The sequence below is a fragment of the Streptosporangium sp. G12 genome, assembly GCF_052983175.1.
The window spans coordinates 1-26,679 of record NZ_JBRIQO010000041.1; the positions used below are offsets into that span (position 1 = coordinate 1).

At 70.3% G+C, this 26,679-nt stretch carries 29 protein-coding genes; 23 read left to right on the forward strand and 6 right to left on the reverse strand.

Annotated elements, in window-relative coordinates; all coding sequences use genetic code 11:
* Window positions 1-74: 74 nt before the first annotated feature.
* The gene (locus ACVCAG_RS41525; protein ID WP_440086883.1) at window positions 75-629 is read right to left on the reverse strand and encodes a hypothetical protein; all 555 of its coding nucleotides are present in this window, start codon (window positions 627-629) and stop codon (window positions 75-77) included.
* A gap of 267 nt (window positions 630-896) precedes the next feature.
* Here ACVCAG_RS41525 and rpsP point away from each other — a divergent pair, with 267 nt between their 5' ends.
* The 12 genes from rpsP (at window position 897) to dprA (ending at window position 10,292) form a co-directional block, all read left to right on the forward strand.
* Window positions 897-1,397, forward strand: coding sequence for a 30S ribosomal protein S16 (gene rpsP / locus ACVCAG_RS41530; protein WP_362680328.1), 501 nt, complete (start codon window positions 897-899; stop codon window positions 1,395-1,397).
* Between the two features lies 1 nt (window position 1,398).
* Window positions 1,399-1,641 (forward strand): RNA-binding protein, encoded by a 243-nt coding sequence (locus ACVCAG_RS41535; RefSeq protein ID WP_362680331.1) that lies wholly within the window; start codon window positions 1,399-1,401, stop codon window positions 1,639-1,641.
* A gap of 93 nt (window positions 1,642-1,734) precedes the next feature.
* On the forward strand, window positions 1,735-2,268 hold the full coding sequence (gene rimM, locus ACVCAG_RS41540) for a ribosome maturation factor RimM (RefSeq protein ID WP_440086882.1): 534 nt from the start codon (window positions 1,735-1,737) through the stop codon (window positions 2,266-2,268).
* Window position 2,269: 1 nt separating this feature from the next.
* Complete coding sequence (gene trmD, locus ACVCAG_RS41545; RefSeq protein WP_440086881.1) at window positions 2,270-3,070, forward strand: tRNA (guanosine(37)-N1)-methyltransferase TrmD; 801 nt, start codon at window positions 2,270-2,272, stop codon at window positions 3,068-3,070.
* Window positions 3,071-3,268: 198 nt separating this feature from the next.
* Entirely contained in the window at window positions 3,269-3,622 is a 354-nt protein-coding gene (rplS, locus tag ACVCAG_RS41550; protein ID WP_362680339.1) for a 50S ribosomal protein L19, read from the forward strand.
* A 156-nt stretch (window positions 3,623-3,778) separates the two neighbouring features.
* Window positions 3,779-4,645: a signal peptidase I gene (gene lepB / locus ACVCAG_RS41555; RefSeq protein ID WP_440086880.1), complete on the forward strand. Its 867-nt coding sequence runs from the start codon at window positions 3,779-3,781 to the stop codon at window positions 4,643-4,645.
* Window positions 4,646-4,654: 9 nt separating this feature from the next.
* Window positions 4,655-5,251 carry a signal peptidase I gene (gene lepB / locus ACVCAG_RS41560; protein WP_440086879.1) on the forward strand — a complete coding sequence of 199 codons (597 nt, stop codon included), beginning with the start codon at window positions 4,655-4,657 and terminating at the stop codon, window positions 5,249-5,251.
* Between the two features lie 64 nt (window positions 5,252-5,315).
* Complete coding sequence (locus ACVCAG_RS41565) at window positions 5,316-6,002, forward strand: ribonuclease HII (protein ID WP_440086878.1); 687 nt, start codon at window positions 5,316-5,318, stop codon at window positions 6,000-6,002.
* A 39-nt stretch (window positions 6,003-6,041) separates the two neighbouring features.
* Window positions 6,042-6,365, forward strand: a complete 324-nt coding sequence (locus ACVCAG_RS41570) for a DUF2469 domain-containing protein (protein ID WP_030511723.1) — start codon at window positions 6,042-6,044, stop codon at window positions 6,363-6,365.
* A gap of 245 nt (window positions 6,366-6,610) precedes the next feature.
* Entirely contained in the window at window positions 6,611-6,964 is a 354-nt protein-coding gene (locus ACVCAG_RS41575) for a YraN family protein (RefSeq protein ID WP_440071194.1), read from the forward strand.
* A gap of 122 nt (window positions 6,965-7,086) precedes the next feature.
* Complete coding sequence (locus ACVCAG_RS41580) at window positions 7,087-8,748, forward strand: ATP-binding protein (RefSeq protein WP_440086877.1); 1,662 nt, start codon at window positions 7,087-7,089, stop codon at window positions 8,746-8,748.
* Window positions 8,749-9,224: 476 nt separating this feature from the next.
* A complete protein-coding gene (dprA, locus tag ACVCAG_RS41585; protein ID WP_440086876.1) occupies window positions 9,225-10,292 on the forward strand; it encodes a DNA-processing protein DprA in 1,068 nt (355 codons plus the stop codon).
* A 161-nt stretch (window positions 10,293-10,453) separates the two neighbouring features.
* Here the strand turns inward: dprA and ACVCAG_RS41590 are convergent, their stop codons facing one another.
* A complete protein-coding gene (locus tag ACVCAG_RS41590; RefSeq protein WP_440086875.1) occupies window positions 10,454-11,188 on the reverse strand; it encodes a peptidoglycan DD-metalloendopeptidase family protein in 735 nt (244 codons plus the stop codon).
* Between the two features lie 335 nt (window positions 11,189-11,523).
* Here ACVCAG_RS41590 and ACVCAG_RS41595 point away from each other — a divergent pair, with 335 nt between their 5' ends.
* Complete coding sequence (locus ACVCAG_RS41595) at window positions 11,524-12,876, forward strand: CoA transferase (protein WP_440086874.1); 1,353 nt, start codon at window positions 11,524-11,526, stop codon at window positions 12,874-12,876.
* Between the two features lie 194 nt (window positions 12,877-13,070).
* Here the strand turns inward: ACVCAG_RS41595 and ACVCAG_RS41600 are convergent, their stop codons facing one another.
* A complete protein-coding gene (locus ACVCAG_RS41600; RefSeq protein ID WP_440086873.1) occupies window positions 13,071-14,378 on the reverse strand; it encodes an MFS transporter in 1,308 nt (435 codons plus the stop codon).
* A 118-nt stretch (window positions 14,379-14,496) separates the two neighbouring features.
* On the opposite strand from ACVCAG_RS41600, the gene ACVCAG_RS41605 reads away from it, so the two are divergent.
* From ACVCAG_RS41605 to ACVCAG_RS41630, 6 genes are all read left to right on the forward strand, one after another.
* The gene (locus tag ACVCAG_RS41605) at window positions 14,497-15,105 is read left to right on the forward strand and encodes an ArsR/SmtB family transcription factor (protein ID WP_440086871.1); all 609 of its coding nucleotides are present in this window, start codon (window positions 14,497-14,499) and stop codon (window positions 15,103-15,105) included.
* A 227-nt stretch (window positions 15,106-15,332) separates the two neighbouring features.
* Window positions 15,333-16,262 carry a 30S ribosomal protein S2 gene (rpsB, locus tag ACVCAG_RS41610; RefSeq protein ID WP_440086870.1) on the forward strand — a complete coding sequence of 310 codons (930 nt, stop codon included), beginning with the start codon at window positions 15,333-15,335 and terminating at the stop codon, window positions 16,260-16,262.
* Window positions 16,263-16,371: 109 nt separating this feature from the next.
* Window positions 16,372-17,205, forward strand: a complete 834-nt coding sequence (tsf, locus tag ACVCAG_RS41615) for a translation elongation factor Ts (RefSeq protein ID WP_440086868.1) — start codon at window positions 16,372-16,374, stop codon at window positions 17,203-17,205.
* 50 nt (window positions 17,206-17,255) lie between these two features.
* Complete coding sequence (gene pyrH, locus ACVCAG_RS41620; protein ID WP_386160956.1) at window positions 17,256-18,023, forward strand: UMP kinase; 768 nt, start codon at window positions 17,256-17,258, stop codon at window positions 18,021-18,023.
* A 336-nt stretch (window positions 18,024-18,359) separates the two neighbouring features.
* Window positions 18,360-18,917 (forward strand): ribosome recycling factor, encoded by a 558-nt coding sequence (frr, locus tag ACVCAG_RS41625; RefSeq protein ID WP_362680448.1) that lies wholly within the window; start codon window positions 18,360-18,362, stop codon window positions 18,915-18,917.
* Between the two features lie 59 nt (window positions 18,918-18,976).
* Window positions 18,977-19,846 (forward strand): phosphatidate cytidylyltransferase, encoded by an 870-nt coding sequence (locus tag ACVCAG_RS41630; RefSeq protein ID WP_362680452.1) that lies wholly within the window; start codon window positions 18,977-18,979, stop codon window positions 19,844-19,846.
* Between the two features lie 93 nt (window positions 19,847-19,939).
* On the opposite strand, the gene ACVCAG_RS41635 is transcribed toward ACVCAG_RS41630, so the two are convergent.
* The gene (locus ACVCAG_RS41635; RefSeq protein WP_447191449.1) at window positions 19,940-21,031 is read right to left on the reverse strand and encodes a suppressor of fused domain protein; all 1,092 of its coding nucleotides are present in this window, start codon (window positions 21,029-21,031) and stop codon (window positions 19,940-19,942) included.
* Between the two features lie 72 nt (window positions 21,032-21,103).
* On the opposite strand from ACVCAG_RS41635, the gene rlmN reads away from it, so the two are divergent.
* The 4 genes from rlmN (at window position 21,104) to ACVCAG_RS41655 (ending at window position 24,969) form a co-directional block, all read left to right on the forward strand.
* Entirely contained in the window at window positions 21,104-22,228 is a 1,125-nt protein-coding gene (gene rlmN / locus ACVCAG_RS41640) for a 23S rRNA (adenine(2503)-C(2))-methyltransferase RlmN (RefSeq protein ID WP_362680458.1), read from the forward strand.
* Between the two features lie 404 nt (window positions 22,229-22,632).
* Entirely contained in the window at window positions 22,633-22,893 is a 261-nt protein-coding gene (locus ACVCAG_RS41645) for a hypothetical protein (RefSeq protein WP_440086866.1), read from the forward strand.
* Between the two features lie 154 nt (window positions 22,894-23,047).
* A complete protein-coding gene (locus tag ACVCAG_RS41650) occupies window positions 23,048-23,299 on the forward strand; it encodes a Scr1 family TA system antitoxin-like transcriptional regulator (RefSeq protein ID WP_440086865.1) in 252 nt (83 codons plus the stop codon).
* 155 nt (window positions 23,300-23,454) lie between these two features.
* Complete coding sequence (locus ACVCAG_RS41655; RefSeq protein WP_440086864.1) at window positions 23,455-24,969, forward strand: alpha/beta fold hydrolase; 1,515 nt, start codon at window positions 23,455-23,457, stop codon at window positions 24,967-24,969.
* Window positions 24,970-25,079: 110 nt separating this feature from the next.
* On the opposite strand, the gene ACVCAG_RS41660 is transcribed toward ACVCAG_RS41655, so the two are convergent.
* Entirely contained in the window at window positions 25,080-25,751 is a 672-nt protein-coding gene (locus ACVCAG_RS41660) for a hypothetical protein (protein WP_440086863.1), read from the reverse strand.
* Entirely contained in the window at window positions 25,748-26,503 is a 756-nt protein-coding gene (locus tag ACVCAG_RS41665; protein WP_440086862.1) for an ATP-binding cassette domain-containing protein, read from the reverse strand. The genes ACVCAG_RS41660 and ACVCAG_RS41665 overlap by 4 nt, the downstream gene beginning before the upstream one ends.
* Window positions 26,504-26,679 lie beyond the last annotated feature (176 nt).

The window sequence follows — 26,679 nt, forward strand, 5'->3', positions numbered from 1 at the left end:
CGCCACGTCCGAGTTTTACCAGCCACGACCAGCCCACTACCGGGCCTCACATAGATCCGAACCCCAAACAGCTCCTAGTACGGCTGGAGCGGCGGCGACTGCGGGGAGGCCGGGAAGCCCAGGGACCCCGGGAACCCCGGGAACACGGACCGCGCGGACGCCTCCTGGGGGATCGGGAGTCCCGGCGCGGCCGGGGCCCCCAGCGGGATCGGGACCACCGGTGAGACGGGTGTTCCCGGCGGGACCACGGTTCCCCGCGGAAGCGGTGCCTCGGGCACGGCCTCCGGCATGGCGGGATCTCCCCACCGGGCGGGCGCGCCGGGTGGTTCGGGTGCTCCCCACGGGGCCTGAGAGTGCCCGGGGGCGCGGTCCCCGCCGGTCATGAGGTCGGTTCCGAGGACGCCGAAGATTCCCGAGGCCTCGGTGGCCCCGGTGGCCCCGGTGGTTCCTCCGGGGCGCCCGAGGGTTCCGTCGAGGGTCCTGTCAAGGGTTCCGGCGGGGGACGAGATGGGCGCCGGGGACACGTCGGCCTGGCCCGCCGGGGTCGTCGCGCGGATGGCCAGGACCGCACCCAGCACGGCGACGGATCCGGTCGCGGTCAGCAGCAGAGATCTGAGGGTGGTTGCCACGGCGGCCATTTAGCGCACCAGGCCGGCCCGCCACGGGGTCCGGACACACGGGGATTACCGAGATTTGCCTTCCGGCCGCCGTACCGGATGGCCGCGGGTTGGCCGGGCACCCCCGCACGTCTGGCACAATGACATGTTGGAACATCGTGACACGTGGTTGCCCTCTCACTCCCGCGTGCCATGCCTGTCCCTCGAACGGTCCTCTCCTCGTGCCCCACTCGATGAGACGCCGCTCACCCACGCTCTAATGCAGGAGAGACCACACCAGTGGCAGTCAAGATCAAGCTCAAGCGGCTCGGCATGATCCGCAACCCGCAGTACCGCATCGTCATCGCCGACAGCCGCACCAAGCGTGACGGCCGGGCGATCGAGGAGATCGGCCTGTACCACCCGAAGGAGAACCCCTCGCGCATCGAGGTCGACTCCGACAGGGCGGCCTACTGGCTGGGTGTCGGCGCGCAGCCGACCGAGCCCGTGCTCAAGCTCCTCAAGCTCACCGGCGACTGGCAGAAGTTCAAGGGCGAGCCGGCTCCGGCTCCGCTCCTGGTCGCCGAGCCCAAGGCCGACCGTCACGCCGTCTACGAGGCCGCGGCCAAGGAGGCGCTCTCCCTGGAGGCCGCCACCACGCCGAAGAAGTCGACCCGCAAGGCGGCTCCCAAGGCTGAAGAGGCCAAGGCCGAAGAGGCCCCCAAGGCCGAAGAGGCCGCCGCCGAGACCCCGGCTGAGCCCACCGCGGCCGCCGAGGAGAAGCCGGAAGGCGAGGCCTGAGGTGCTCGAGGAGGCCCTCGAGCACCTGGTGAAGGGCATCGTCGAGCATCCTGACGACGTCCAGGTTCACGCCCGCCGCATCCGCAGCGGGCGTGTGCTTGAGGTCCGGGTCCACCCCGAGGACCTCGGTAAGGTCATCGGCCGCGGCGGCCGTACGGCCAAGGCGCTTCGCACGGTCGTGAACGCCCTCGGCGACGGCAAGTACATCCGGGTCGATCTTCTCGACCTGAACGAGGCCCGCTAGCCGTCGAGACGCGTCCATCGAGCGAACGGGCCACCCGCCCAGTGTGGGTGGCCCGTCTGCTTTCCCTAGACACCACTACGTGAGGAGGCGGGCGTGCAGCTCGTCGTAGGCCGGATCGGCCGCCCGCACGGGCTCCGCGGGGACGTGTCCGTGGAGGTGCGTACCGACGAGCCGGACCGGCGCTTCGCCCCGGGCACGGCCCTGGCCACCGACCCCGCGTCGGCCGGCCCGCTGGTCGTCGAGTCCCGCCGCTGGCACTCCGGGATCCTGCTGGTCAGGTTCGAGGGCGTGACCGGCCGTGACCGGGCCGAGGATCTCCGCGGCACCATGCTCGTCATCGACTCGGACGACATCCCGCCCTCCGACGATCCCGACGAGTTCTACGACCACCAGCTCATCGGCCTCACCGTGGTCAAGCCCGACGGCGAGACGGTGGGAGAGGTGTCCGACGTGCTCCACCACGGCCAGGACCTGCTCGTCGTACGGCGCGGCAAGGCCGGGGCCGCCGGGGGCGGCGAGGTCTACGTGCCGTTCGTCAAGGCGCTGGTCCCGGTGGTCGACCTCGTCAAGGGCGTCCTCGTCGTGGACGGCCCCGCCGGGCTGCTCGACCCGGACGAGATCGTCTGACATGCGCGTCGACGTCATCTCCATCTTCCCCGAGTACTTCGCGCCCCTCGACGTCTCCCTCATCGGCAAGGCCCGCGAGCGCGGCATCCTCGACGTCCACCTCCACCAGCTCCGCGACCACGCCCACGACGTGCACCGCACCGTGGACGACACCCCCTACGGGGGCGGTCCCGGCATGGTCATGAAGCCGGGCCCCTGGGGGGAGGCCATCGACGCGGTCCTCGCCTCCGGCCCGGCCGGACCGCCGAGGATGATCGTGCCGACTCCCAGCGGCGTGCCCTTCACCCAGAGGCTGGCGATGGAGTACGCCGCCGAGCCGTGGCTGCTGTTCACCCCGGCCCGCTACGAGGGCATCGACTCCCGGGTGATGGCCGAGTACGGCGCCCGCATGCGTGTGGACGAGGTCAGCGTCGGCGACTACGTGCTCGCCGGGGGCGAGGTGGCCGTGCTGGTGATGATCGAGGCCGTCGGGCGGCTGCTGCCGGGCGTGCTCGGCAACGTCAACTCGGCCGTGGACGACTCCTTCGCGCCCGGCGCGATGGAGAACCTCCTCGAGGGCCCCGTCTATACCAAGCCGCCCGAGTGGCGGGGGCACGAGGTGCCGGAGATTCTGCTCTCCGGGCACCACGGGAAGGTCGCCCGGTGGCGGCGGGACCAGGCGCTGCGCCGTACCGCGAGGAACCGGCCCGAGCTGCTGGCGGCGCTCGACCCGGAGAGCCTGGACAAGCACGACAGGCGAGCCCTGGCGGAATTGGATCTCCCCCAGGCGGGGCCGGCGGATCTCGAGGGCCGGCCGTCCTGACCGGTTGATTTCCGGTCGGTCGGGAAAATATGGCAGACTGAAGCGTTGCCGCCGACTGAACGCCGGCTGGCGCGCGCCGCCGGGCAGACGGTTCCGGCTCCGAGACATAGTCCACTTCAGCACGCGTGTCCATCGCGACGCCGCCCCGTCGCGGCCGGATGGACCTCCGTGTGCGCTCGTAAATGAGGTACCACTGCCATGCACACGCTGATCAGCGAGCTCGAGAAGTCCGCGCTCCGCACCGACGTCCCGGACTTCCGGCCCGGTGACACGCTTGAGGTCCACGTCAGGGTCATCGAGGGCAGCCGGTCCCGTGTCCAGGTCTTCAAGGGCTTCGTCCTGCGTCGCCAGGGCGGTGGCTCCCGCGAGACCTTCACCGTCCGCAAGGTCAGCTACAGCGTCGGTGTCGAGCGGACCTTCCCGGTGCACAGCCCGGTCATCGAGAAGATCACTCTCGTGACCCGTGGCGACGTCCGCCGCGCCAAGCTCTACTACATGCGTGACCTGCGCGGCAAGGCCGCTCGCATCCGCGAGAAGCGCGAAGCCCGCTAGGCGCGTCAGCGTCCGCCGACCTGGCCCGTGCCCCCGTCACCGGGGAGCGGGCCAGTCGCATGTAAGGAGGTTTGACCTCCTATGGCAATACGCATGGCTATGCGGTACCCCGTCACTCGACCACTTGGTACCGCCCATCATCTAGGCTCGTCAGCGATGACTAGCGAAGACCGGGAGTACGGCGCAGTCTCGCGTCGACCTGTCGAGGACGAGGTGGACGTGGTCGCCGAAGACACTCAGAAGACCGCCGGAGACGGCAAGGACAAGAAGAAGGGCTCCTTCTGGAAGGAGTTGCCTGTCCTGGTCGTCGTGGCGTTGGTGCTCGCCCTCATAATCAAGACCTTCGTGATCCAGGCCTTCTACATCCCGTCGGAGTCGATGGAGAACACCCTCCTCACGAACGACCGGGTCCTGGTCAACAAGCTCGTCTACCGCGTCCGCGACATCGAGCGCGGCGACGTGGTGGTCTTCTCCGGGGTCGACTCCTGGGACCCCGAGATCGACCTTGAGGAGCCGCCCAACCCGGTCGCGGGATTCTTCCGCTGGGTCGGCACCGCCTTCGGCGTGGTCCCCGGCGAGAAGGACTACATCAAGCGGGTCATCGGCGTCGCCGGCGACACCGTGAAGTGCTGTGACGCCAAGGGCCGGGTGACGGTCAACGGGGTTCCCCTCGACGAGGAGTACCTCTACCCCGGCGACGTGCCGTCCCAGAGCTTCTTCGAGGCCAAGGTCGGTGAGGGGCGCCTGTGGGTGATGGGCGACCACCGGCTGGTCTCCCTCGACTCCCGCTCCCACCTGGGTGATCCCGGTGGCGGGACGATCCCGGTGGACAAGGTGATCGGCCGGGCCTTCGTGATCGTGTGGCCGTTCTCCAGGGCCACGACCCTTCCCATTCCCGACACCTTCGGCCAGCCGGCCCTCAAGGCCGCCGCGGCCCTGGGAGGGGCCGCTCCGCTCCTCGCGGGCTTCGCGGGCGCCGTGCCGCTGGTGCTGTGGCGTCGTCGCTGGCTCTCAAGGCGGTAGCCCCATCTCATGACCGTTGAACCCGAGGCTGAGAAGAAGAAAGAGAAGAGCGGCAAGGGCGGTGGCCTGCGCGAGTCGCTGTTCCTGCTGGTGTGCGGGGTGGTGGCGGCGCTGCTGTTGCAGGCGTTCGTCTTCCAGTCGTTCTGGATCCCGTCGGAGTCGATGCAGAACACCCTTCTGGTGGGTGACCGGGTGGTCGTCAACAAGCTGCACGGCGACTCCGAGCGCGGCGACATCGTGGTTTTCAGGGGCTGGAACAACGAGGACACCATCAAGCGGGTGATCGCGGTCGGCGGTGACACGGTGAAGTGCTGTGACGCCAAGAAGCGGATCACGGTCAACGGGGTGCCGCTCGAGGAGAGCTCCTACCTCTACTCCGGCGACTTCCCCTCGGGGGAGCCGTTCGAGAAGGTCGTTCCCAAGGGGCGGCTGTGGGTCATGGGCGATCACCGCACCTCCTCCGCCGACTCGCGCGCCCACGAGGAGAGGCTGGGAGAGGGGTCGATTCCGGAGAGCGACGTCATCGGCCGTGCCGTCGCGATCTACTGGCCGTTCTCCAGGGCCGCGGTGCTTTCGAGGCCGGAGAGCTTCCTCAAGGTGAGATAGCGGTACCGAATGCACCGGAGGGGGCGTACTCTCTGGTCATGGTCGCTCTGTCACCCGTGGTGCCATGACGGTTGCGTTTCGCCCCAGACCCAGCGTGGTCCGGCGGGATTCGGGACTGTACGGCTACGAGCGGGCTCTCAGCCGGCGCGGGCTCGGTCCCGTGGCGGGAGTCGACGAGGCGGGCCGGGGCGCCTGCGCCGGGCCGCTGGTGGTCGCCGCCGTGGTGCTGGGCGGCCCGATCGACGGCCTGGACGACTCCAAGCTGCTGACGGCCTCCCGGCGCGAGTCGCTGTTCGAGCGGATCACGGTGACCGCGCGGGCGGTGAGCGTGGTGGTGATCCCGCCGGGTGAGATCGACGCCCGGGGCCTGCACAGATCCAACATCGGAGGAATGCGCAGGGCCGTGGCGCGGTTACCCTGTCACCCCGGCTACGTTCTGACCGATGGGTTCCCCGTTCCCGGCCTGCCCGCGCCGTCGCTGGGCGTGTGGAAGGGAGATCAGGTCGCGGCCTGCATCGCCGCGGCCTCGATCGTGGCCAAGGTGACGCGGGACGAGATGATGGTGGCGCTGCACGAACGCCATCCCCGGTACGGATTCGCCGTGCACAAGGGGTATGGCACCGCCGACCATCGCAGGGCTCTCAGAACCTACGGTCCGTGTCCGGATCACCGCTTCTCGTTCTCGACGGTGGCGCGGTCAGGAGCGGGCGAGGTGATGGGTGAGAATGAAGTGGGGGCCGGTGCCGTCTGATCGGGCGGGCCGGGGTGGGCGTTTAACAGGAGGACCGGTATGAGCGCAGAGGATCTCGAAAAGTACGAAACCGAGATGGAGCTGCAGCTTTACCGTGAGTACCGCGACGTTGTCGGCCTTTTCACCTATGTCGTGGAGACCGAGCGGCGCTTCTATCTCACCAATTCCGTCGACCTCGACGTGCGCACCGCTGAGAACGGTGACGTGTTCTTCGATGTGAAGATGCAGGACGCCTGGGTCTGGGACATGTACCGCCCGGCGAGGTTCGTCAAGAACGTCCGCGTGGTGACCTTCAAGGATGTGAACGTCGAGGAGCTCGCCAAGCCCGATCTGGAGATGCCCAAGGAGGGCTTCTCCTCCTGAGCGGCTTTCCCGGGCCCTTTTTCCCGGTGGCTTTCCCGGCGGCTTCGAAGGCGCCCTCGAGAGGCTGGAGGGCCGAGGGGCCGGTGGGGTGGGGCTGAGCGCTTCGAGGCCTCGTGATGCGGCTGAGCGGCCGCGAGACGTTGTCCACAGCCACGCTCCGTGCCCGGCCGGATTTCCACAGAATCGCGCTCGGCTTCTTGGCGGTGCGGTGAGCTGAGCGAAGGTCTGGAACCGGAGGTGGTTCCATGGCCGCGAAAGATGAGCTCGGCAAGCACGGCGAGCAGATCGCCGTCGATTATCTGCTGGCACACGACCTGCAGATCCTGGATCGCAACTGGCGGTGCCCGGACGGGGAGATCGACATCGTCGCCCGGGAGAGACGCACGCTCGTCGCGGTGGAGGTGAAAACCCGTTCGGGGCGCAGCCACGGCACCGCCTTCGAAGCGGTCACCGACGCGAAGATCGCCCGTCTGCGCAGGCTCGCGGCCAGCTGGCTCGCCGAGCGTCAGGACCGATTCGACGCGATCCGCGTCGACGTCGTCGCCCTGGAGCGGTTCGCCGGGGATTTCGCCATCCGCCACGAGCGGGGGGTGTGCTGATGTCTCCCGGCGTGTTGATGTTCCCTGGCGCATCGATGTTCCCCGGCGTGTCGGCGTCTCCCGCGCCGCCGATCTCTCCCGGCCTGTCGTGGATCATTCGCTCTCCGCGGGGGGTGGGGTGAGTGGCCGTCGCACGCACGCGCTGCGTCGCCCTGGTCGGGGTGACCGGCCGTCTCGTCGAGGTCGAGGCCGATGTCGGCAGTGGCGTGGCGGGCCTCCACCTCATCGGCATGCTCGACACCGCGCTGAGCGAGGCCCGAGACCGGGTCCGTTCCGCCCTGGTCAACAGCCGATACGCCTGGCCCGACGCCCGGATCACGGTCAGCCTGTTTCCCGCCAGCCTGCCCAAGCGTGGAAGCCTGTTCGACGTCGCGATCGCCATGGCCCTGCTCGCGGCGGCCGGGTTCGTGCCCGCCGCCAGGGTCGCCGAGCCGATCTTCCTGGGCGAGCTGGGCCTGGACGGCTCGGTCAGGCCGGTGCGGGGTGTGCTCCCCGCCGTGCTGGCGGCCGTCGCCGCCGGTGCCCACACCGTCGTCGTTCCCGCCCGTAACGCCGCCGAGGCCGGTCTCGTGCCGGGGGTGAGCGTGGTTCCCGCGACCACGCTGGGCGCCCTGGTGCGCTGGTTGCGGAGCGACGAGCCGGCGGGAGGTCTTCCGCCGGGTTCCGGCCGGGCCGGTTCCGGAGGGTGCGGGGGAGCCGGGGCGGGGGAGCCCGGTGCCGATACCAGTGATCGCGGCCCGGGGGTCGCGTTCCCGCTCCCGCCGGGATCTCCCGGCGAGGCCGGCCCCGGAGACGCCCACGATGCCGGGGAGGGCCCGGACGACGCTCCCGACCTGGGAGACGTCGCGGGGCAGCCGCTCGCCCGTCGCGCGCTGGAGATCTGCGCCGCCGGAGGACACAACCTCTGGATGCTCGGTCCCCCCGGCACCGGCAAGACCATGCTCGCCGAGCGGCTGCCGACCCTGCTCCCCGCTCTGGAGCGGGACCAGGCCCTGGAGGTGACCGCCATCCACTCGGTCGCCGGTGTGCTGCCCAGGGACCGCCCCCTGCTGGTCCGCCCGCCGTTCGTGGCGCCCCACCACACCGCGACCGTCGCGTCCGTCATCGGCGGGGGCAGCGGGATGATCCGTCCGGGGGCGGTCTCACTGGCCCACCGGGGAGTGCTCTTCCTGGACGAGGCGCCCGAGTTCTCGACGACCGTTCTCGACGCGCTCAGGCAGCCGCTCGAATCGGGGCGGGTGACGGTCTCCAGGGCGTTGGCGTCGGTGACCTTCCCCGCCAGGTTCATGCTGGTGCTGGCGGCCAACAGATGCCCGTGCGCGCGGCCCTCCACCCCGGAGGATCCGTGCACGTGCGCTCCCGCGGCCCGCCGCCGCTATCTCGCGAGGCTCTCCGGCCCGCTGCTCGACCGGGTGGACGTCAAGGTCGGCCTGTTCCGTTCGACCAGGCGCGAGCTCCTCGCCGACCGTCGGTTCATCGAGTCGAGCGGGGTGGTGGCCGAGCGGGTGCTGCTCGCGCGTGAGCGGGCCGCCAAAAGGTTCGCGAACACGCCGTGGCGGTGCAACGCGGAGGTGCCCGCCCGAGCCCTCCACACCGAATACCGGCCGCCGCCCGCGGCGATGTCGCCGCTGCTCGGGCATCTCGACAGCGGCCGGTTGAGCGCCCGGGGCCTCGACCGGATCATCAAACTGGCCTGGACTCTGGCCGACCTCGCGGGCAAGGAGCGGCCGGAGCTCCACGAGACCAACTCCGCGCTGGGGCTATGGCTGGGGGAGGAACGATGAGCGACAGGCTCGCACGGCTCACCCTGATGCGCCTGGCCGAGCCGGGCGACACCGTGATGGGCGCTCTCGTCGCCCTGCGCGGCCCGGAGGCCGCCGTCGCCCTGGTCCGGAAGGGGTCCGCGGACGCGGATCTCACCCGATGGTTCGCCGAAACGCACGGCCGCCCGGCCGGAAATCCCGGCCGATCGGTGGGCGGCCCCGGCCCGTCGGCTGGAAGATCCGGCCCACGAGAGGCAGGCTCGGGCCCGCACGACGGAGGTCCCGGTTCAGTTGGCGAAGGTCCCGGCCGGTGTGGCGGGAGTCCGGAGCCGCCGGGCGGGAGGTCCGGCTCAGCCGGTGAACGGTTCCCTCCGCGTGGTGGGGGCGAGGGCCCGCATGACGGGAGCCCGGAGCCGGGAGACGGAGCATCCGGCCCGTCCGGGGAACGCCCCCTTCGGCACGACGCCTCGGAGGCGGTGCGGCACGGGAGACCGAGCGTGTCCGGCGGCCGCTCCGGCGGCGGCCGGTCTGGGACGGACAACGGCTCGGAGGCCGCGCGGGATGGGCGGCTCGCGGCCAGGCTGGACCGGATGGTCGCCTCCTGGGCGGCCCGGTTGAAGACGGCCGACCCCGCGCGTGACCTGGCCGAGGGCGAGCGGATAGGGGCGAGGCTGGTGGTTCCCGGCGATCCCGAATGGCCGACCCAGCTGGACGACCTGGGAGACTCCAGGCCCCATGCCCTCTGGCTCCACGGCGACGCCGACCTGCGGTTCTCCTGTCTCAGATCCGTCGCGGTCGTCGGTTCCCGAGCCGCCACGCCCTACGGCACGCACGTGGCGGCGGAGCTCGGGGCGGGGCTGAGCGAGAGGGGGTGGGGTGTCGTCTCCGGCGGCGCCTACGGCATCGACGGCGCCGCCCACCGGGGCGCCCTCGCCTGCGAGGGACCGACCGTCGCCGTGCTGGCCTGTGGCGCCGATGTCGCCTACCCCAGCGCGCACCAGCAGTTGTTCGCCGCCATCCGGGAACGGGGGGTGCTGGTCAGCGAGTGCCCCATGGGCGCGCACCCGACCAGGCCGAGGTTCCTCATCAGGAACCGCGTCATCGCGGCCCTGTCCAGGGGCACCGTGGTCGTCGAGGCGGCCGTGCGGAGCGGAGCGCTCAACACCGCCGGGCACGCGATCGCGCTCAACCGCCACCTGGCCGCGATGCCGGGCCCGGTGACCTCGGAGTTCTCGGCGGGGTGCCATCGGCTGATCCGCCAGGGCAGGGCCATCTGCGTCACCGGTCCCGAGGAGGTGATCGAACTCGCCGGGACGATGGGCACCGACCTGGCTCCCGAGCCGCGCGGTCCGGTACTTCCTCGCGACCGGCTCGACCCGGAGACCCGGAAGGTCGTCGAGGCCATGCCCACCCGGATCGGCGTGGGCCCCGCGACGATAGCCGTCGCCGCGGGGGTCGACCTGGAGACCGTGCTCGCCTGCCTCGGAGGCCTGGCGGCCGCGGGCTACGTCGAACGCGTCTCCCGGGGCTGGCGCCTCCGCCCCGACCGCCCTCCCGGCGGGTAGCCCGTTCCCGGGTCGCGAGGGGCGGTCGTCGGTCGAGCCCAAGGAGCCGAGGCGGCTCGAGTCAAGGGCTCGAAACGGCCCAAGCCAAGGAGCCGGAACAGCGCAGGACAAGGAGTCGAGGCGGCTCAAGCCGAAAACTCGTAACGGGGCTTCGGAGCAGCCTACGAAGGGGGCCGCGAGGCCGGAGCCGGCCACAGGGGAAGGAGGCGGACCTGGCCATGACCGAGGAGGAGCAGAGGGTCGAGGTAGGCACGGTCGCGGAGCAGGCCCCAGTGCAGGCAGGAGGCGGGACAGTGCCCAGGGACGTCCTGAAGGGTGCCGATCACCTCGCCGGTGGCCACCGCCTGCCCGCGCCGCACCGAGGGCTGGACGGGAAGGTAGGTCGTCCGCAGGCCACCGGGGTGAAGCACGGTCACCACGCCCCGGTCCGCGAGCGGCCCGGCGTAGCCGACCGTTCCCGCTCCCGCGGCCCGCACCTCGGCTCCGGAAGACGCGGAGAGGTCGGTGCCCCGGTGACCGGCCAGCCACGGCTGTGCCGGTGGTGCGAAGCCCCTGAGCACCCGCGGCCGTCCGGCGAGCGGCCATTCCCAGCGCGGCCATTCCCAGCGCGGCCGTTCCCCGTGGGGCCGTCCTCCGTGGGGTCGTTCCCGGTGGGGCCGTTTCCCGTGAAAGGAGGGGGCGGGTGCCCCGGCCGGACGCGCCGTTCTCGCCGGGCCGCGCGCACCCGGGCGGGCGGACGCGAGGGTGGTCGTGGGAGTCGTCACGCCGTACGCGCGGCCGGTCATGCCGGTGGGGTGGGCGAGGGCGGTCGCGTGACGGGCGCCCGCTGCCGCCGGTGTGGCCAGGATCAGTGAGCACAACAGGGCTCGCAGCCCCACGGTGTGGACGGACTTCATGCTCGTGAGCATGAAGTCCCGTGATGGACCGGGTATGGGCCGAATGGGATTCTGTGGATAGGCGGTCGAGGATGTGGCTGAGGATGGGGACGAAGAGGGTCGCAGAACATCATGTGAGCGATGAGAGTCCTGGCGTGTCGCGTGAGATGAGCTGGGATGGGATGGCCCAGAGATATCGACTGAGCGGGAAGAGCCGGAGAACGTCGTATGAGCGGGGAGAGCCCGGAACGTCGTGTGAACGGGGAGAGCGGGGGAACGTCGGGTGAACGGGGAGAGCGGGGGAACGTCGGGTGAGCGGGGGAGAGCCCGGAACGTCGTGTGCGAGTGAGGATCGCGTGGTCGAAGAGCGTATCCGCGAGCTGGCCGCCGAGGTGGGCGTCGAGCTGCCGCCGGTCAGGGTGAGCGGGGACGATCCGGTGCTGCCCTCCGTCTTCCGGGTGGGCACCGCGGCCGCCGTCGCCGTCGGGGCCGCCACCGCGGCCGCCGCGGCGCTCAAAGGAGGCGGGAGCCAGGCCGCGGTGGACGTGCGGGAGGCGGCGATCGCCTTCCTGGACGAGCGTCACTTCAGGATCGACGGAGTCGCCGTGGATCTGTGGGCTCCCCTCTCCGGTGACTACCGCACCGCCGACGGCTGGGTCCGGCTGCACTGCAATTTCGACCACCACCGTGACGCGGTCCTCACGGCGCTGGGACTGCCCGCCGATACGGGCAGGGACGCCGTCGAACGCGCCTGCGCGGGGCGTACCGCCGTCGAGGTCGAGGAGGCGGTGACGTCCGCGGGAGGATGCGCGGCGGCCATGCGCGACCGCGCCGGATGGCGTGAGCACCCGCAGTCGCGGGCGGTCGCCGCGTCGCCGCTCGTTCACCTGACCCGGATCGGCGATTCCGGTGGTCCGAGGCCCGGTGCTCCGAGAGGCGGGGGAGGGCGGGCGCTCGACGGGGTGCGGGTGCTCGATCTGACCAGGGTGATCGCCGGGCCGGTGGCGACCCGCACGCTGGCCGCCCACGGGGCCCAGGTGCTCAGGGTGGGTGCCCGGCATCTTCCCGAGGTTCCGGGGCCGGTGATCGGCACCGCGTTCGGCAAGCGGTCCTGCCATCTCGACCTGAGGACTCCGGCCGGGAGCGCCGCGCTGCGCGACCTGGTGGCGGAGGCCGATGTGCTCGTGCAGTCCTACCGGCCGGGCGCCCTCGAAGCGCTGGGGTTCGGTCCCCGGAGGCTGGCCGGGATCAGGCCGGGAATCGTGTGCGTCGATGTCTCGGCGTACGGCGGGCGGGGGCCGTGGGCGGGCAGGCGTGGGTTCGACAGCCTGGTACAGATGGTGTCCGGTATCGCCCGCGAGGGTGGCGACGGATCGCGGCCGCATCCGCTGCCCGCCCAGGTTCTCGACCACGCCACCGGCCACCTGGCCGCCTTCGGCGCGATGGCCGCCCTGCTCCGCCGATCCACCGAGGGGGGATCCTGGAGAGTGGAACTCTCCCTGGCCGGGACCGCGCGGTGGTTGGACGGTCTCGGCAGGGTCGACGGAGCGGCCACGCCGGAGCCTGACGTCACCGACATGATCGAGGAGATGGACAGCGCCTTCGGCCGCCTGACCTACCTCAGGCCGCCCGGCACCGTCGACGGCGTGTCACCGTACTGGTCGAGTCCACCCCCGCAGAGGGGCGAGCACCCGCCCGCCTGGTGGTGAGACCTTTCCACGACCGCTCCCGGAGGTCCTCTCCCGAATCCTGAACGCCCTCCTCCCGCGCCCTCTCCCGGCGGTCTTTCCCGAACGCCCTCTCGCGAGAGACCCCCGCGAACAGCTACGCCGCGGACGTACCCGCGGTGCGGGCCCACCCGTGGCCGGCATGTCCGTGCGGGCAGGAGCGGCTCGCCGCGGGGTCATCGGGTTCGGGATGGATCATCGGGGGCGGGGGCGGGGGCGGGGGAATGACGCAGGGGAGAGAGCCAGATCCAGGCGATCGTGGTCAGGGCTCCGGCCGCTGAGATCCAGAACACCGGGCGCAACCCGAGCAGCTCGCCGGCCAGACCGCCCGTGAGACCGCCGAGGGTGAGGACACCCTGGATCATGAACGACTGCGTGGCGTTGACCCGGCCCCGCAGCTCGGCGGGGGTCTCGCGCAGGGTGATGGCGCCCATGCAGACGGAGAAGACCACGACGGCCGTGCCGGAGGTCACCGCGCTGGCGGACAGGAACAGGAAGCTGCGCCACACCGGTCCCGAGGCGAGCGCGGCGACCATGAAATCGACGGGGAAGAGCAGCACGGAGCAGGCCAGTATCCGGTTCTCGCCGAACCGCCGGGTCAAGCGCGGGACGAGGGCCGCACCGAGCAGGCCGCCGACGCCGAAGAAGGCGGTGATCGCGCCGACCAGCCCCGCGGGCAGGCCGACCACGGTGAGCGTGTAGATCACGAACAGTGCCATGTACACGCTGCCGAAGAAATTGATCGTGACCCCGGCGGCGCAGAGCGCGCGGAGCACCGGGTGCCCGGCCACCGTGCCCAGACCCTCGCGGATCTCGGTCCACATGCCGCGCGGAGGAGCGGGCGTGTGGTTCTCCGGCGCCTTGATCGACCTGATCAGGAACGCCGAGGCCAGGAACGACACCGCGTCGACCAGGATCGCGAACGGTGCCGTGACCAGGTGGACGAGCAGCCCGGCCAGACCCGGTCCCGCGACGGTCGCCACGGCGAAGGCCGACTGGAAGCCCGCGAGCGCCTCGGTCCGCTGGCTCTTGTGGATCACCGTGACCAGGTGCGGGAAGTTGACCGCCCGGAAGATCACCGAGCAGGTGCCGACGACGAACGCCACCGCGATCAGCCACGGCACGCTGAGCAGCCCGGTGAACCAGGCCGCCGGGATCGTGGCCATGGCGACGGCCGAGACCGTGTCGCAGGCGACCATGACCGGCCGGTGCCGCCTCAGCCGGTCGGCGAGGGCACCGGCCTGGAGCCCGATCAGCAGGTAGGGCAGCGAGGTCGCGGCGGTGAGCACGCCCATCTGGATCGGGGAGGCGCCGAGCAGGACGGCGGCGGTCAGCGGCACCGCCAGCCGGGAGACCTCGGTGCCGGTCTCGGTGACGGCGCGGGCGGAGAGCAGGAACCGGTAGTCGCGCTGCTTCCTGAGGGGCACCGGCCTGGTCGCGGAGGGCTCGGGAGCCGCGGGAGCCCCGGAGGTCGCGGAGGTCATGGGGATCCGTCTCCTTCCGGCTTCCGGAGACTCTGAAGGGAATGCTTCATAACTGTGAAGATAACCCTTCATAGTTATGAAGGCAATGCTTCACATATGGAGTGGGTACGGTCTGCACATGACCGAGGTACCGAGGCGGAAGTCCCTCACCGATCCCACGGCGATGCGCGCGCTGGCGCACCCCGCGCGGCTCGCGATCCTGAACCGGCTCCAGGCCGAGGGGCCCTGCACCGCGACCGAGGTCGCCGAGGTCGTCGGGGTCACGCCCAGCGCGGCCAGCTACCACCTGCGCATGCTCGCCAAGTACGGCTTCGTCGAGGACGCGCCCGCGCGCGGTGACGGCAGGGAACGGCTCTGGCGCTCCAGCGCCGTGGGTCTCAGCGTCAGTCCCGACCCGGACGACGGACCGGACGTGCGCGGCGCCAAGGAGTTCCTGATCAAGGCGTTGCTGGAGCAGGCGGCGGACGAGGTGAACAGGGCGATGGAGAACCTCGAGCGGGAGTCACGCGAGTGGCGGGAGGCCGCGATGTTCCACCGCGCCGTCCTGCTGGTCGACGCCGAGGAGCTGAGGGCGCTGAACGAGCGGATCGACGAGTTGCTCACCCCCTACAAGACCACCGTCAGGGACAGGGGGGACGCCCCGCCCGGTGCCCGGGTCTCCGAGGCGCAGGTCAGCCTCTTCCCCCGTGCCCAGCGCCGGCCGCACGGTCTTCCACGCGACGGGTAAGGGTCACCTGACGCCCGAAGGTCGGGAAGAGGCGCGGTTGCGGGTACACTTTTGGAGGCCTGTGAGTCATGGGCCGACTTCGCATGCCCCGTCAAGAACCGGGGTCCCTCGGTCCGGGCGAGAGCCCGGCTGGATCCTGTTCGGGGCATCAGGGCGACAGCCGCAGGCTGTCGCGTCCAACCGAGAACAGCGCCCAGAGATGGGCGCCCCGATCTGGAGGACGATCAATGTCCACCCCCGTCGTCACCATGCGACAGCTGCTGGAAAGCGGCGTGCACTTCGGCCACCAGACCCGTCGCTGGAACCCGAAGATGAAGCGCTTCATCTTCACCGAGCGCAACGGCATCTACATCATCGACCTTCAGAAGTCGCTGGCCTTCATCGACAGGGCCTACGACTTCGTCAAGGAGACCGTCGCGCACGGCGGCACGATCATGTTCATCGGCACGAAGAAGCAGGCCCAGGAGGCCATCGCCGAGCAGGCCGCCCGCGTCGGCATGCCGTACGTCAACCAGCGCTGGCTGGGTGGCATGCTCACCAACTTCTCCACCGTGCACAAGAGGCTCCAGCGCCTGAAGGAGCTGGAGGAGCTCGACTTCGACAACGTGGCCGCCTCGGGGCTCACGAAGAAGGAGCTCCTCATGCGCCGCCGCGAGAAGGAGAAGCTCGAGCGCACCCTCGGCGGTATCCGCGACATGTCCCGGATCCCCAGTGCCGTGTGGGTCGTCGACACCAAGAAGGAGCACATCGGGATCAGCGAGGCTCGCAAGCTTCACATCCCGGTGGTGGCCATCCTCGACACCAACTGCGACCCCGACGAGGTCGACTACCCGATCCCGGGTAACGACGACGCCATCCGCGCCGTCGGCCTGCTGACCCGCGTCGTCGCCGACGCCGTCGCCGCCGGTCTCATGGCCCGCGCCGGCGCCAACCGCGGCGACGACAAGCCGGCCGTCGCCGGTGGCGCCGAGCCGCTGGCCGAGTGGGAGCAGGAGCTGCTCGCGGGCAGCGCCGACAGCGCCCCGGCCGCCGAGGCCGAGACCGCCGAGGCCCCCGCCGAGGCCGAGGCCGAGGTCGCGGGGACCGAGACCGCCGAGGCGACGGACGCTCCCGCCGCCGAGGACGAGTCCGCCGAGAAGACCGAGAAGCAGGCCTAGGTCACTTTCGTACGGCCCCGGCCGTACGACCCGCAAGACCCTTCCGGGTGGGTGCCGCTCAGTCGGGGGCACCCACCCGATCCACGACGATTCCCACGAGGAAAAGACAATGGCTTCCGTGAACATGGCCGACGTCAAGCGGCTTCGTGAGCTGACCGCCGCCGGCATGATGGACTGCAAGAAGGCTCTCGAGTCCTCCGAGGGTGACTTCGACCGCGCGGTCGAGATCCTCCGCCTCAAGGGCGCCAAGGACGTCGGCAAGCGTGAGGCCCGCACCGCTTCCAACGGCCTGGTCGCCCTGAAGCAGGAGGGCGACTCCGCCGCCGCGCTGCTGGAGCTCAACTGCGAGACCGACTTCGTCGCCAAGGGCGAGCGTTTCCAGGAGCTCGCGGGCCAGGTGGTCGACCACATCCTGGCCACCAAGCCGTCCGACGTGCCCTCACTGCTCGACTCCGAGCTCGACGGCAAGAGCGTCAAGACGCACCTCGACGAGGCCAACGCCGCGCTCGGCGAGAAGATCGAGATCCGCAGGTTCGCCGTGCTCGAGGGCGGTTTCATCGGCGCCTACATGCACAAGACCGACCCCCAGCTTCCCCCGGCGGTCGGCGTGCTCGTGCAGCTCGACTCCCCGAACGCCGACGTCGCCAAGGACATCGCGCAGCACGCCGCCGCGATGGCCCCGAAGTACCTCAGCCCCGCCGAGGTCCCGGCCGACGTCGTCGAGAAGGAGCGCGCGCTCTTCGAGGAGATGACCCGCGAGGAGGGCAAGCCCGAGGCCGCCATCGGCAAGATCGTTGATGGCCGGATCAACGGCTGGTACAAGGACTTCACCCTCCTTGAGCAGTCTTTCGTCAAGGACAACAAGAAGTCGGTCGCGAAGTTCGCGGACGAGAATGGTGTCAAGGTCCAGGCCTTCGTCCGCTTCAAGGTCGGCCAGGCCTAATCCCTGACATCCGCTCTTCAAACAGAGCATCAAACGAGGAGGCCGCCGCCGTGCAGGAGAACCCAGGACCCGCTACGCCGGCGGTTTCTTCGTACTCGGACCCGCTTCGCTGGAAGCGGGTGATGTTGAAGCTGTCCGGCGAGGCGTTCGCCGGCGGCGAGCCGCTGGGCATCGACCCGGGCGTCGTGGGCCACCTCGCCGACTCGATCGCCGAGGCCGTCCGCGGTGGCGTCCAGGTCTCGGTCGTCGTGGGCGGCGGCAACATGTTCCGGGGCGCCGCCCTGTCCGAGCGTGGCATGGACCGCGCGAGGGCCGACTACATGGGCATGCTCGGCACGGTCATCAACTGCCTCGCCCTCCAGGACTTCCTGGAGAAGCGGGGCATCGACACCCGGGTCCAGACGGCGATCACCATGCAGCAGGTCGCCGAGCCGTTCCTGCCCCGCCGTGCCATCCGCCACCTGGAGAAGGGGCGCGTGGTCATCTTCGGGGCGGGGCTCGGCTCGCCGTTCTTCTCCACCGACACCTGCGCCGCGCAGCGAGCGCTGGAGATCGGCGCCGAGGCGCTGCTCAAGGGCACCCAGGTGGACGGCGTCTACGACGCCGACCCCCGCAAGAACCCCGACGCCGTCCGGTTCGACCATCTCGAATATGGTGAGGTGCTGACCCGCGGCCTTGGAGTCATGGACGCCACCGCCATCAGCCTGTGCATGGACAACAGCCTGCCCATCGTGGTCTTCGACCTCATGGGCGAGGGCAACATCCTGCGGGCGGTGCGCGGTGAGAAGATCGGCACGCTGGTGAGTCCGGCACGGTGACGGGCCGGCACGGTGACAGGGCCGGTACGGCAACGGGAGCGAGCCCGACGCGGCGAGTGGAGTGGTACGCGAGGTAGGAGCGTCCCGCGAAGCGCGTGAGGGGCGCGTGACCGAGAAGACAGGGAGCGAGCCCGACGTGGCGAGTGGAGCGGTACGCGAGGTAGGAGCGTCCCGCGAAGCGAGCGAGGAGTGGTGAGCGACCACAGGACAAGGTGCGAACCTGACGTAGCGAGCTGAGCGGTACGCGACCGTGGCGGTCCAGGGTGGGCCTCCGGCGTCATGGCGTCCCGCGAAGTGCGTGAGGATGGGGAGTGACCGAGAAGACAGGGAGCCGCTGTGATCGACGAAACCCTCCTCGAAGCCGAGGAAAAGATGGACAAGGCCGTGTCGGTGGCGAAGGACGACTTCGCGGGCATCCGCACAGGTCGTGTCACCCCGTCGATGTTCAACAAGATCAGCGCTGAGTACTACGGGACACCCACCCCCATTCAGCAACTCGCCTCGTTCCACGTGCCCGAGGCGCGCATGGTCATCATCCAGCCTTTCGACAAGAGCTCGATGGCCGCGATCGAGAAGGCGATCCGCAACTCGGATCTCGGTGTGAACCCCGGTAACGACGGAGCGGTGATCCGGGTGGCCTTCCCCGAGCTGTCGGAGGAGCGCCGCAAGGAGTACATCAAGGTCGCCCGGAACAAGGCGGAGCACTCCAAGGTCTCCATTCGCAACATCCGTCGCAATGCCAAGGAGACCTTGGACAAGCTGATCAAGGATGGCGAGGCCGGTGAGGACGAGGTGCGCCGGGCGGAGAAGGAGCTCGACGACCTCACCCAGAAGCATGTCGCCAAGATTGACGAGCTGCTCAAGCACAAGGAAGCCGAGCTGCTCGAAGTCTGAACCATGATCCTTGTCCCGTGCGGGCCGTTGTCCGTACGGGGCAAGGATTTTGTGCAGGTATGAAAGTAGGACCCCCTGTGGAACCCGTGGCGGGCAGTAGCCGTACCGGCCGGAACCTCCCCGTCGCAGTGGCGGTGGGGCTCGCCCTGGCGGCGGTCATCATCGCCTCCCTCTATTTCGTGAAGGTGCTCTTCCTCGCCGTGGTGATCGCGGCGGTGGGCATCGGCGTGACGGAGCTGGTCCGGTCGTTCGAGGCCAGAGGCATCAACGTCCCGCTCGTCCCGGTCCTGGCGGGCATGACCGCCATGCTGGTCGGCGCCTACTGGGGCGGTGAGGTGACCGGCTCCGCCTGGGGCGGGACCGCCTGGCTGGTCGGCGTCTTCGCGATGACCGTGCTGGTGCTGATGATCTGGCGGATGTTCCAGGGCACCGAGAACTACGTCCGCGACATCACCGCGACCATCCTGGTCGTCGTCTACCCCTCCCTGCTCGCCGGGTTCGTGGCGCTGCTGCTCGCCGACCCCGACCAGGGCCCGGACCGGGTGGTCGTCTTCATCGCCACCACCGCCGCGAGCGACATCGGCGGGTATTTCGCCGGGATCTCCCTCGGCAGGCACAAGATGTCCCCGGTGATCAGCCCGAAGAAGACCTGGGAGGGCTTCGCCGGGTCGGCGCTGGCCTGCATGGCGGTGGGCGGCTGGCTGGTGGCGTGGCTGCTGGAGGACGACATCTGGAAGGGCGTCCTCATCGGCGCGGTCGTGGTGGTCTTCGCCACGCTCGGCGACCTCGTCGAGTCGGTGATCAAACGCGATCTCGGCGTCAAGGACATGGGCAGCGTGCTTCCCGGCCACGGGGGCATGATGGACCGCCTCGACTCCATGGTGGCCGCGCTGATCCCGGTCTGGGTGCTGCTCACCCTGCTGGTCTGAGCCTGCTGGTCTGAACCGCGCCGGCCGGGGTCACAGCGCCTCCCGCCCGCGCGTGACGTCCCGCACCCCGGTACGGCTCCCGCGCGGTCCCGGTCATCCCGCCCTGGTGAGCCGGGTCGCGGACAGGCGCGGGAGCACCGCCCGGTAGCCCTCGGCCGAGACCAGGCTCAGCTCGTCCGGGGTGATCGGGACGAGCCAGAGCCACTGCACGGAGTCGCCGCCGAAGGAGAAACCCGACAGGTCGGGCAGCCCCGGCAGTCCGGTCAGCATCATGACGCCGCCGTAGGCGGAGCCGAGCGGGAAGGTCTCCGGCCGGTGGTACCACCTGGCGGTGTGGCCGTGGCCCAGCCAGGTGACCGAGTGCCACGGATACTGCCCCAGCCACAGGAACAGCCGGGCCGCGTCGCGGGCGTCGCTGGGGGAGGCGACGGCGAGCTCCACCCGGGCGTACGCGTCCGGCCGGTCGATGTACTGCTCGACGGTGGGCATCCGCTGGCAGCTCATCCCGACCGTGGACAGGATCGTGTGCTCCCTGCCCCGCTCCGGGGGGCGTTCGGTGATGCCCACCGCGGGCATCCGCTCGCCCCCCGCGTCCCAGAACCTGCCCGCGGTACCGACCTTGCGGTCCAGGTGCCCCATCACGAATTGCTGGAACGTGGCCCAGGAGCCGTCTCCCGCGCGCCACTCCCAGTAGGCGCGGGCCTTGGCGATCCGGGAGGCCAGACCTTCGTGGGCCTCCTCCAGCGACCAGGCGAACGGGGACTCGCCCAGCGCGTCGCGGGAGTAGCCGGGCATTCCCCTGCCCATGTCCGCCCATCCAGGAATGACCGCGAGCAGCTCGTCGTTCTCGTACAGGGCGACGCCGTCGCCCTCCTCGAACCACAGCGATCGCAGCGCGCCCAGGGGCCCCCTGCCGTCGGGGTGGCGGGTGTTCGCCCTCGGGGCCACCGGCGGCAGTTCGGAGTCCAGGCGGTCCGGGTCGATCCCGTCCGGGGCGGGGCGGTGGTTGGCCAGCCAGACGGCTCCGTGCACCGTTCCCCCCGGCCCGCACAGGTAAGCTACCGAGGAAGTCTCGTCGCGTTCGACCACCAGGGTGCGGCTCCCGTAGGGGTTGACGTCGGTGAGCACGACCTCGACGCCGTCCCCCCGCTGTTCCGCGGGGCCCGTGGGGCGGTTTGTCGCCATACCTCCGGACTCTAGATCACCGTCGGGCACCGCTTCGAGCATTCGCGTAACCGTTGAGAGAAGGCGTTGGACTTGTCGACCGTCAGCCCGTCCGGGACCCCCGTACCCGGCCAGCTCACCTTCGTGGCGCCGCGCCGGGCCAAGCCCGCCCGCCATCTGGCCGACCTGACCATGGCCGAGCGCCGGGCGGTCGTCGCCGAACTGGGCGAGAAGCCGTTCCGCGCCGACCAGCTCTCCCGGCACTACTTCGAGAAGTTCAACGGCGATCCCGAGCTGATGACGGACCTGCCGGCCGCGGCCAGGGAGAAGTTCGCCACCGCGCTGTTCCCCAGCCTGCTGACCTCGGTCAGGGAGATGACCACCGACGCGGGCACCACCCGCAAGACGCTGTGGCGGCTCTTCGACGGCGCGCTGGTCGAGTCGGTCCTCATGCGCTACAGCGACCGTACGACCATGTGCGTGTCGTCACAGGCCGGATGCGGTATGAACTGCCCGTTCTGCGCCACCGGCCAGGCGGGTCTGACCCGCAACATGACCACCGCCGAGATCGTCGAGCAGGTCGTCGCCGGGGCCCGCGCGCTCGCGGCCGGCGACGTCCCGGGCGGTCCCGGGCGGGTCAGCAACGTGGTCTTCATGGGCATGGGCGAGCCGCTGGCCAACTACAAGGCCGTGATCGGCGCCGTCCGCCGCATGGTCGAGCCCGCTCCCGACGGCCTGGGCATCTCCGCCCGCGGCGTCACCGTCTCCACGGTGGGCCTGGTCCCGGCGATCGGCAAGCTCGCGGCCGAGGGCCTGCCGGTGACGCTGGCCCTCTCGCTGCACGCGCCCGACGACGAGCTCCGCGACACGCTGGTGCCGATCAACACCCGCTGGAAGGTCGCCGAGGTCCTCGACGCCGCCTGGGACTACGCGGCCAGGACCAAGCGCCGGGTCTCCATCGAGTACGCGCTGATCAAGGACATCAACGACCAGGAGTGGCGCGCCGACCTGCTCGGCAAGCTGATCAAGAACAAGCTGGTGCACGTCAACCTGATCCCGCTCAACCCGACCCCGGGTTCGAAGTGGACCGCTTCCCGCCCGGAGGACGAGCGCGCCTTCGTCCGCCGCCTGGAGTATCACGGCGTGCCGGTGACGGTCCGCGACACCCGTGGCCGCGAGATCGACGGCGCCTGCGGCCAGCTCGCCGCCGCCGAGTAGCCCTTACCGTACGGCTGCGCCCCCCGAGGCGCCGACCGCCGCCCCGGCTTACCCACCCGGGGCGGCGCTCCCCGGCCACCCCACCCTCCCACCGCATCGCCAACCGGCCCGGTGTGGCCCGCCCGGATCCCCACGCCGTCGCCTTGGCGTTCCCCGGCACGGTCATGCTCGTATCGATCGGCATCCCGCGAAGCAGCGGCCATTCCGCCGCGTTGCCTGCGACCGTGCTGGCGGAGACCTGGCGACCGATCCACCGGTAAAGCAGCGACCATCCTGCCGGCAACCCAGCGGCCATCCTGTCATCAGACCTCATGCTGTGACGTGCTTGTCCCATGGTCAGCGGCTCACAGACTCCTCTCGGCAGGATCGTTCCACGACGCGCGGAAAGGCTCGTCGAGGAGGCCTTGGCCGACACCCGCGTCACCCTCGTCACCGGGGCACGCCAGTGCGGCAAGAGCACCCCGGTCCGGCTCCTCGCCAAGGGGCGCGCCGGAGAGTGGCGCAACCTCGACACCCTCGCCGTCCGCCAGGCCGCGCTCACCGACCCCGCCGATTTCGTGGTGGGAATCGTCCTCTGCACGGGGACACAGACGCTCCCGTTCGGCGACCGCATGCGCGCCATGCCGGTGAGCGCCCTCTGGGAGGTCGCCGCTCCGTGTGGGTGACCACCTGATCGCCGGTTACGGCATCGGGATCAACGGGACGCGTCGCCAGGGCTGGTTCTCCAGTCGGGTCTCCTCTTCCAGGTTGCGGGCCGGTTCTCCCACGGTCGCTCCGCGGCGAACGTTGCACAGGCCGTGCTCAAGCCCGTAAGCCGACATGCCGGTACGTCGCACGTCGCTCAGCCGCCCCGACGCACCGGATCTGCTCGCGGTGGTGGACGAAGGTGTCGTTCGTCGCCCGACAGGCGGGCACGAACTGATGCGCGACCGGCTGCAAGCTCTGCTGAACGCCGCGTGCCGACCCAACGTGACGATCCGCGTCCTTCCCTACGGTGTCGGGGAGCACGCCGGGCTCGTCCGCGTGGCGGTGTCGTCGTCCACGTCGATGACAGGGCACGAACTCCACTGAATCGGATACCCATTTAGAGGAAATGCTGCCATTTTCTCCTGTTTCTACCTTCGAATATGTAGTGATCCGCTACCGTCGCCCGTTACGACAGAAGATCGACTAGAGACTGGAGCATTGTGCGAAGAAGAATCTCTTGGTTCGCCGTCCTCCTGGCGATGGTGACGGTTTTACCGGTCGCGGTGGCCAACGCGGACACCGAGGTAGCGAGGGCGCAAACCATCGTTTGGGCGCCCTGTGAGGAGGAGCCCGCCGCCGAGTGCGGCACGTTGAGCGTGCCCATCGACTGGTCGAAGCCGGGCGGGGCGAAGGTCGACATCGCCGTCGCGCGGCGGAAGGCCACGGATCCGGCCGCGCGGGTCGGTTCGCTGGTGATCAATCCCGGTGGTCCGGGCGGGTCGGGCGTGGAGGCCGTGTACGGCGCCCCCGGGTCCTACACCGAGGAACTGCAGCGACGGTTCGACATCGTCGGGTTCGACCCTCGGGGCGTGGGGCGCAGCAACCCGGTGATCTGCTCGGCGTCGGTGTACAACCGGATGCCGCACACCGTCATGAGAAGCCAGGCCGACTTCGACGCCTGGAACGCGTTCACCAAGAAGCTGCACGCCGACTGCCGCGCTCGTACCGGTCCGCTGTACGACCACGTCGATTCCGCCGACGTCGCCCGTGACCTGGACGCGCTGCGCGCCGCCCTGGGCGAGGAGAAGCTCACCTACTACGGGATCTCGTACGGCACGCTGATCGGCCAGATGTACGCCGAGCTGTTCCCCGGCCGAGTCCGGGCCCTTGGGCTCGACAGCAACATGGACCACAGCCTCGGCGTCGCGGGCTTCCTGGCCACCGAGGCGCTCGCCATCGAGGACGCGTTCGACCAGTTCGTCGGCTGGTGCGAGCAGGACACCAGCTGCGTCCTGCATGGGCGCGACATCCGTGCGATCTGGAAGGACCTGCGGGAGAAGGCGCGGCGTGGTGAGCTGAAGTATCCGAGCACGGGCCAGACGATGACCGAGTTGCAGGTCATCTACAACGCCGCACTGGGCACCGAGGGGCCGGCCTGGAACCTACTGAGCGAGGTGATCAACTGGTTGGACGGCGGGCCGCCGCCGGAGTGGGCGCCCCCGCTGCCCGGCCGACAGCCCGTGGAGGGTGACGTCGCCTATCTGCCGACCGCGGTTCTCTGCCAGGACTACAACCTCCAGGTGCGTAACTACTCGGAGTACGCCGCGCTCATGCGTGTCTCCAACCGGCTCGCACCCGACACGGGGTACCACCCGTACCCGATCGACGATCTGCCGATCTGCATGAACTACCCGACCACCAACGCGCCGCACGCACTGCGATACACGGGCGACGCCCCGCTGCTGCTCGGGAATTCCCTGCACGATCCGGCCACCCCGTGGATATGGTCCGCCAACGCGGCCCGTCAGCTCGGGTCCAAGGCGGTGTTGCTCACATACGAGGGCTGGGGACACCGCATCTACGGCAAGGACAAGTGCCAGACGGACATCTTCGACGAGTACCTGATCTCGCTGAAGGTGCCGCCGCGCGGCACGCGCTGCGCCGTGGGCACGCCCGAGGAGAGCGTGCTCAAGCAGCAGGCGCCGTCACGGACGTGGCCGACCGGCCCGAACCACTGGGCGGCCGGCCCGGTCGCGGCCTCGCCCGCCTTCTGACTCCGGAGGCGGGTCTCCGCCCGGGTGCTCATCCGGGTGAGATTCGTGTGGCTGTCGAGTGAGTGGGTGTCGTCGAACCACGGCGAGTCCGGTGGTTCGACGACACCCGTTCAGGGGTTCAGGCGGCGGAGCCGTGCGTACAGGGTGAGGCTCGCGGCGGTCCAGAAGAGGGTGGCGGCGGAGATGGGGAGCACGACGGTGTCGAGCAGGCCTGCGTTGGCGGCGCGCATCCAGGGCATGATCGGCACCGAGAGGCGGCCCACCGGGGTGAGGCTGACCAGCAGCAGGGCGAGATAGCCGCCGAAGAGGGCGAGCATCGAGACGGCGGGGGAGGCCAGGATCGGGCGGCTGGTCAGGGCGCCCAGGGCCGTTCCCGCGCTCACGCCGAGCACGTGCAGCACGATGCCGAGTGCCAGGTCGGCGGAGGTGGGCATGGCCGCGAAGCCGTGGACCAGCGGGAACCCGACCGCGATCGCCGCCATGCCGAGGGTGACGATCAGCGCGGAGAGCAGCCCGGCCCCGATCTCGCGACCGGGTCGTCCGGCGGCCGTCATGGAGATCAGCCGCTGCGTCGGGGGCTCGGTGTCGAGCAGTCCCCGGGCGGCCCAGGCGAAGACGAGGATCAGCAACCCGGCCGAGTCGGCGTACGCGGGCAGCTCCTTGCCCGGCGGGGTCAGGGTGGAGTAGAAGATGAGCAGCATCACGAAGAGCCCGATCATCGGCTGGAGCAGCCGGTGCGACCGGGCGTAGGCGGAGAGCTTGAAGCGTACGAGGTGGATCATGATGACCGCCTGGTGAGGTAGCCGTCGGCGCGGAGCTTCTGTTCCACCTCGTCGGCGTCGTCCGCGTCCACGACCACCTCGATGACCACCTGCGGGGACGGTCCTGCCGGAAGTGTCCGCGGTTCTTCGGAGGTGTTCTGCGGGGGAAGGGCGCCGGTGGTGACGTTGCCGTCCGCGACGAGCCAGTGGTCGGCGCCGGGGAAGTCCTGGAGTTGCTTCTGGTGGTCGCTGACCACGACCGTGCCGCCGCGTGCGGCGATCTCTTCGATGATCACGGGGAGTTCGGTGCGGGTCTGCTCGTCGAGACCGGCGAAGGGTTCGTCCAGGATCAGCAGGTCCGGCGGGGCGAGCAGCGACTGGATGAGTCCCACCTTCTGCGCGCTGCCCTTGGACAGGTCGCCGAGCGGCTGCTCCAGCAGGTGGGTCGCGTTCAGCCGTTCCGCCAGGCCTCCGGCGGCCGAGGTGGAGGAGAGGCCCCGGATCCCGGCCATGTGGGCGAGGTAGGCGGCGACGGTGAACGGCTGGTCCACGGGGAACACGTCGGGGGCGTAGCCGACGACGCCCGGCCGGTCGGAGATCGAGCCCCGGGACGGGGGGACGAACCCCGCCATCAGGCGGAGCAGCGTCGACTTTCCCGCGCCGTTGCGGCCGGTGACCTCGACGACGGAGCCGGGGCGGAGCGTGAGCTCGACGTCCCGCAGGATCCAGGGGCCGCGCCGCGAGTATCGGAAGGACACCGTGGAGAGCCGCATAAGCCGCAACCCTACCGTGATCATCCGCTTTCCGGCCCGCGTCCTCGATCTCCCGGTTTCCGGCCTTGGCTGATGGCCCCTGTGTTCCCGGTCACCCGCTTTCCCGTCGCGTCCTGCCGGAACGCGGGCGGAGACCCCGCGCGAACGCGAGGTCTCCGTCGTCGAGCCTGTGCGGT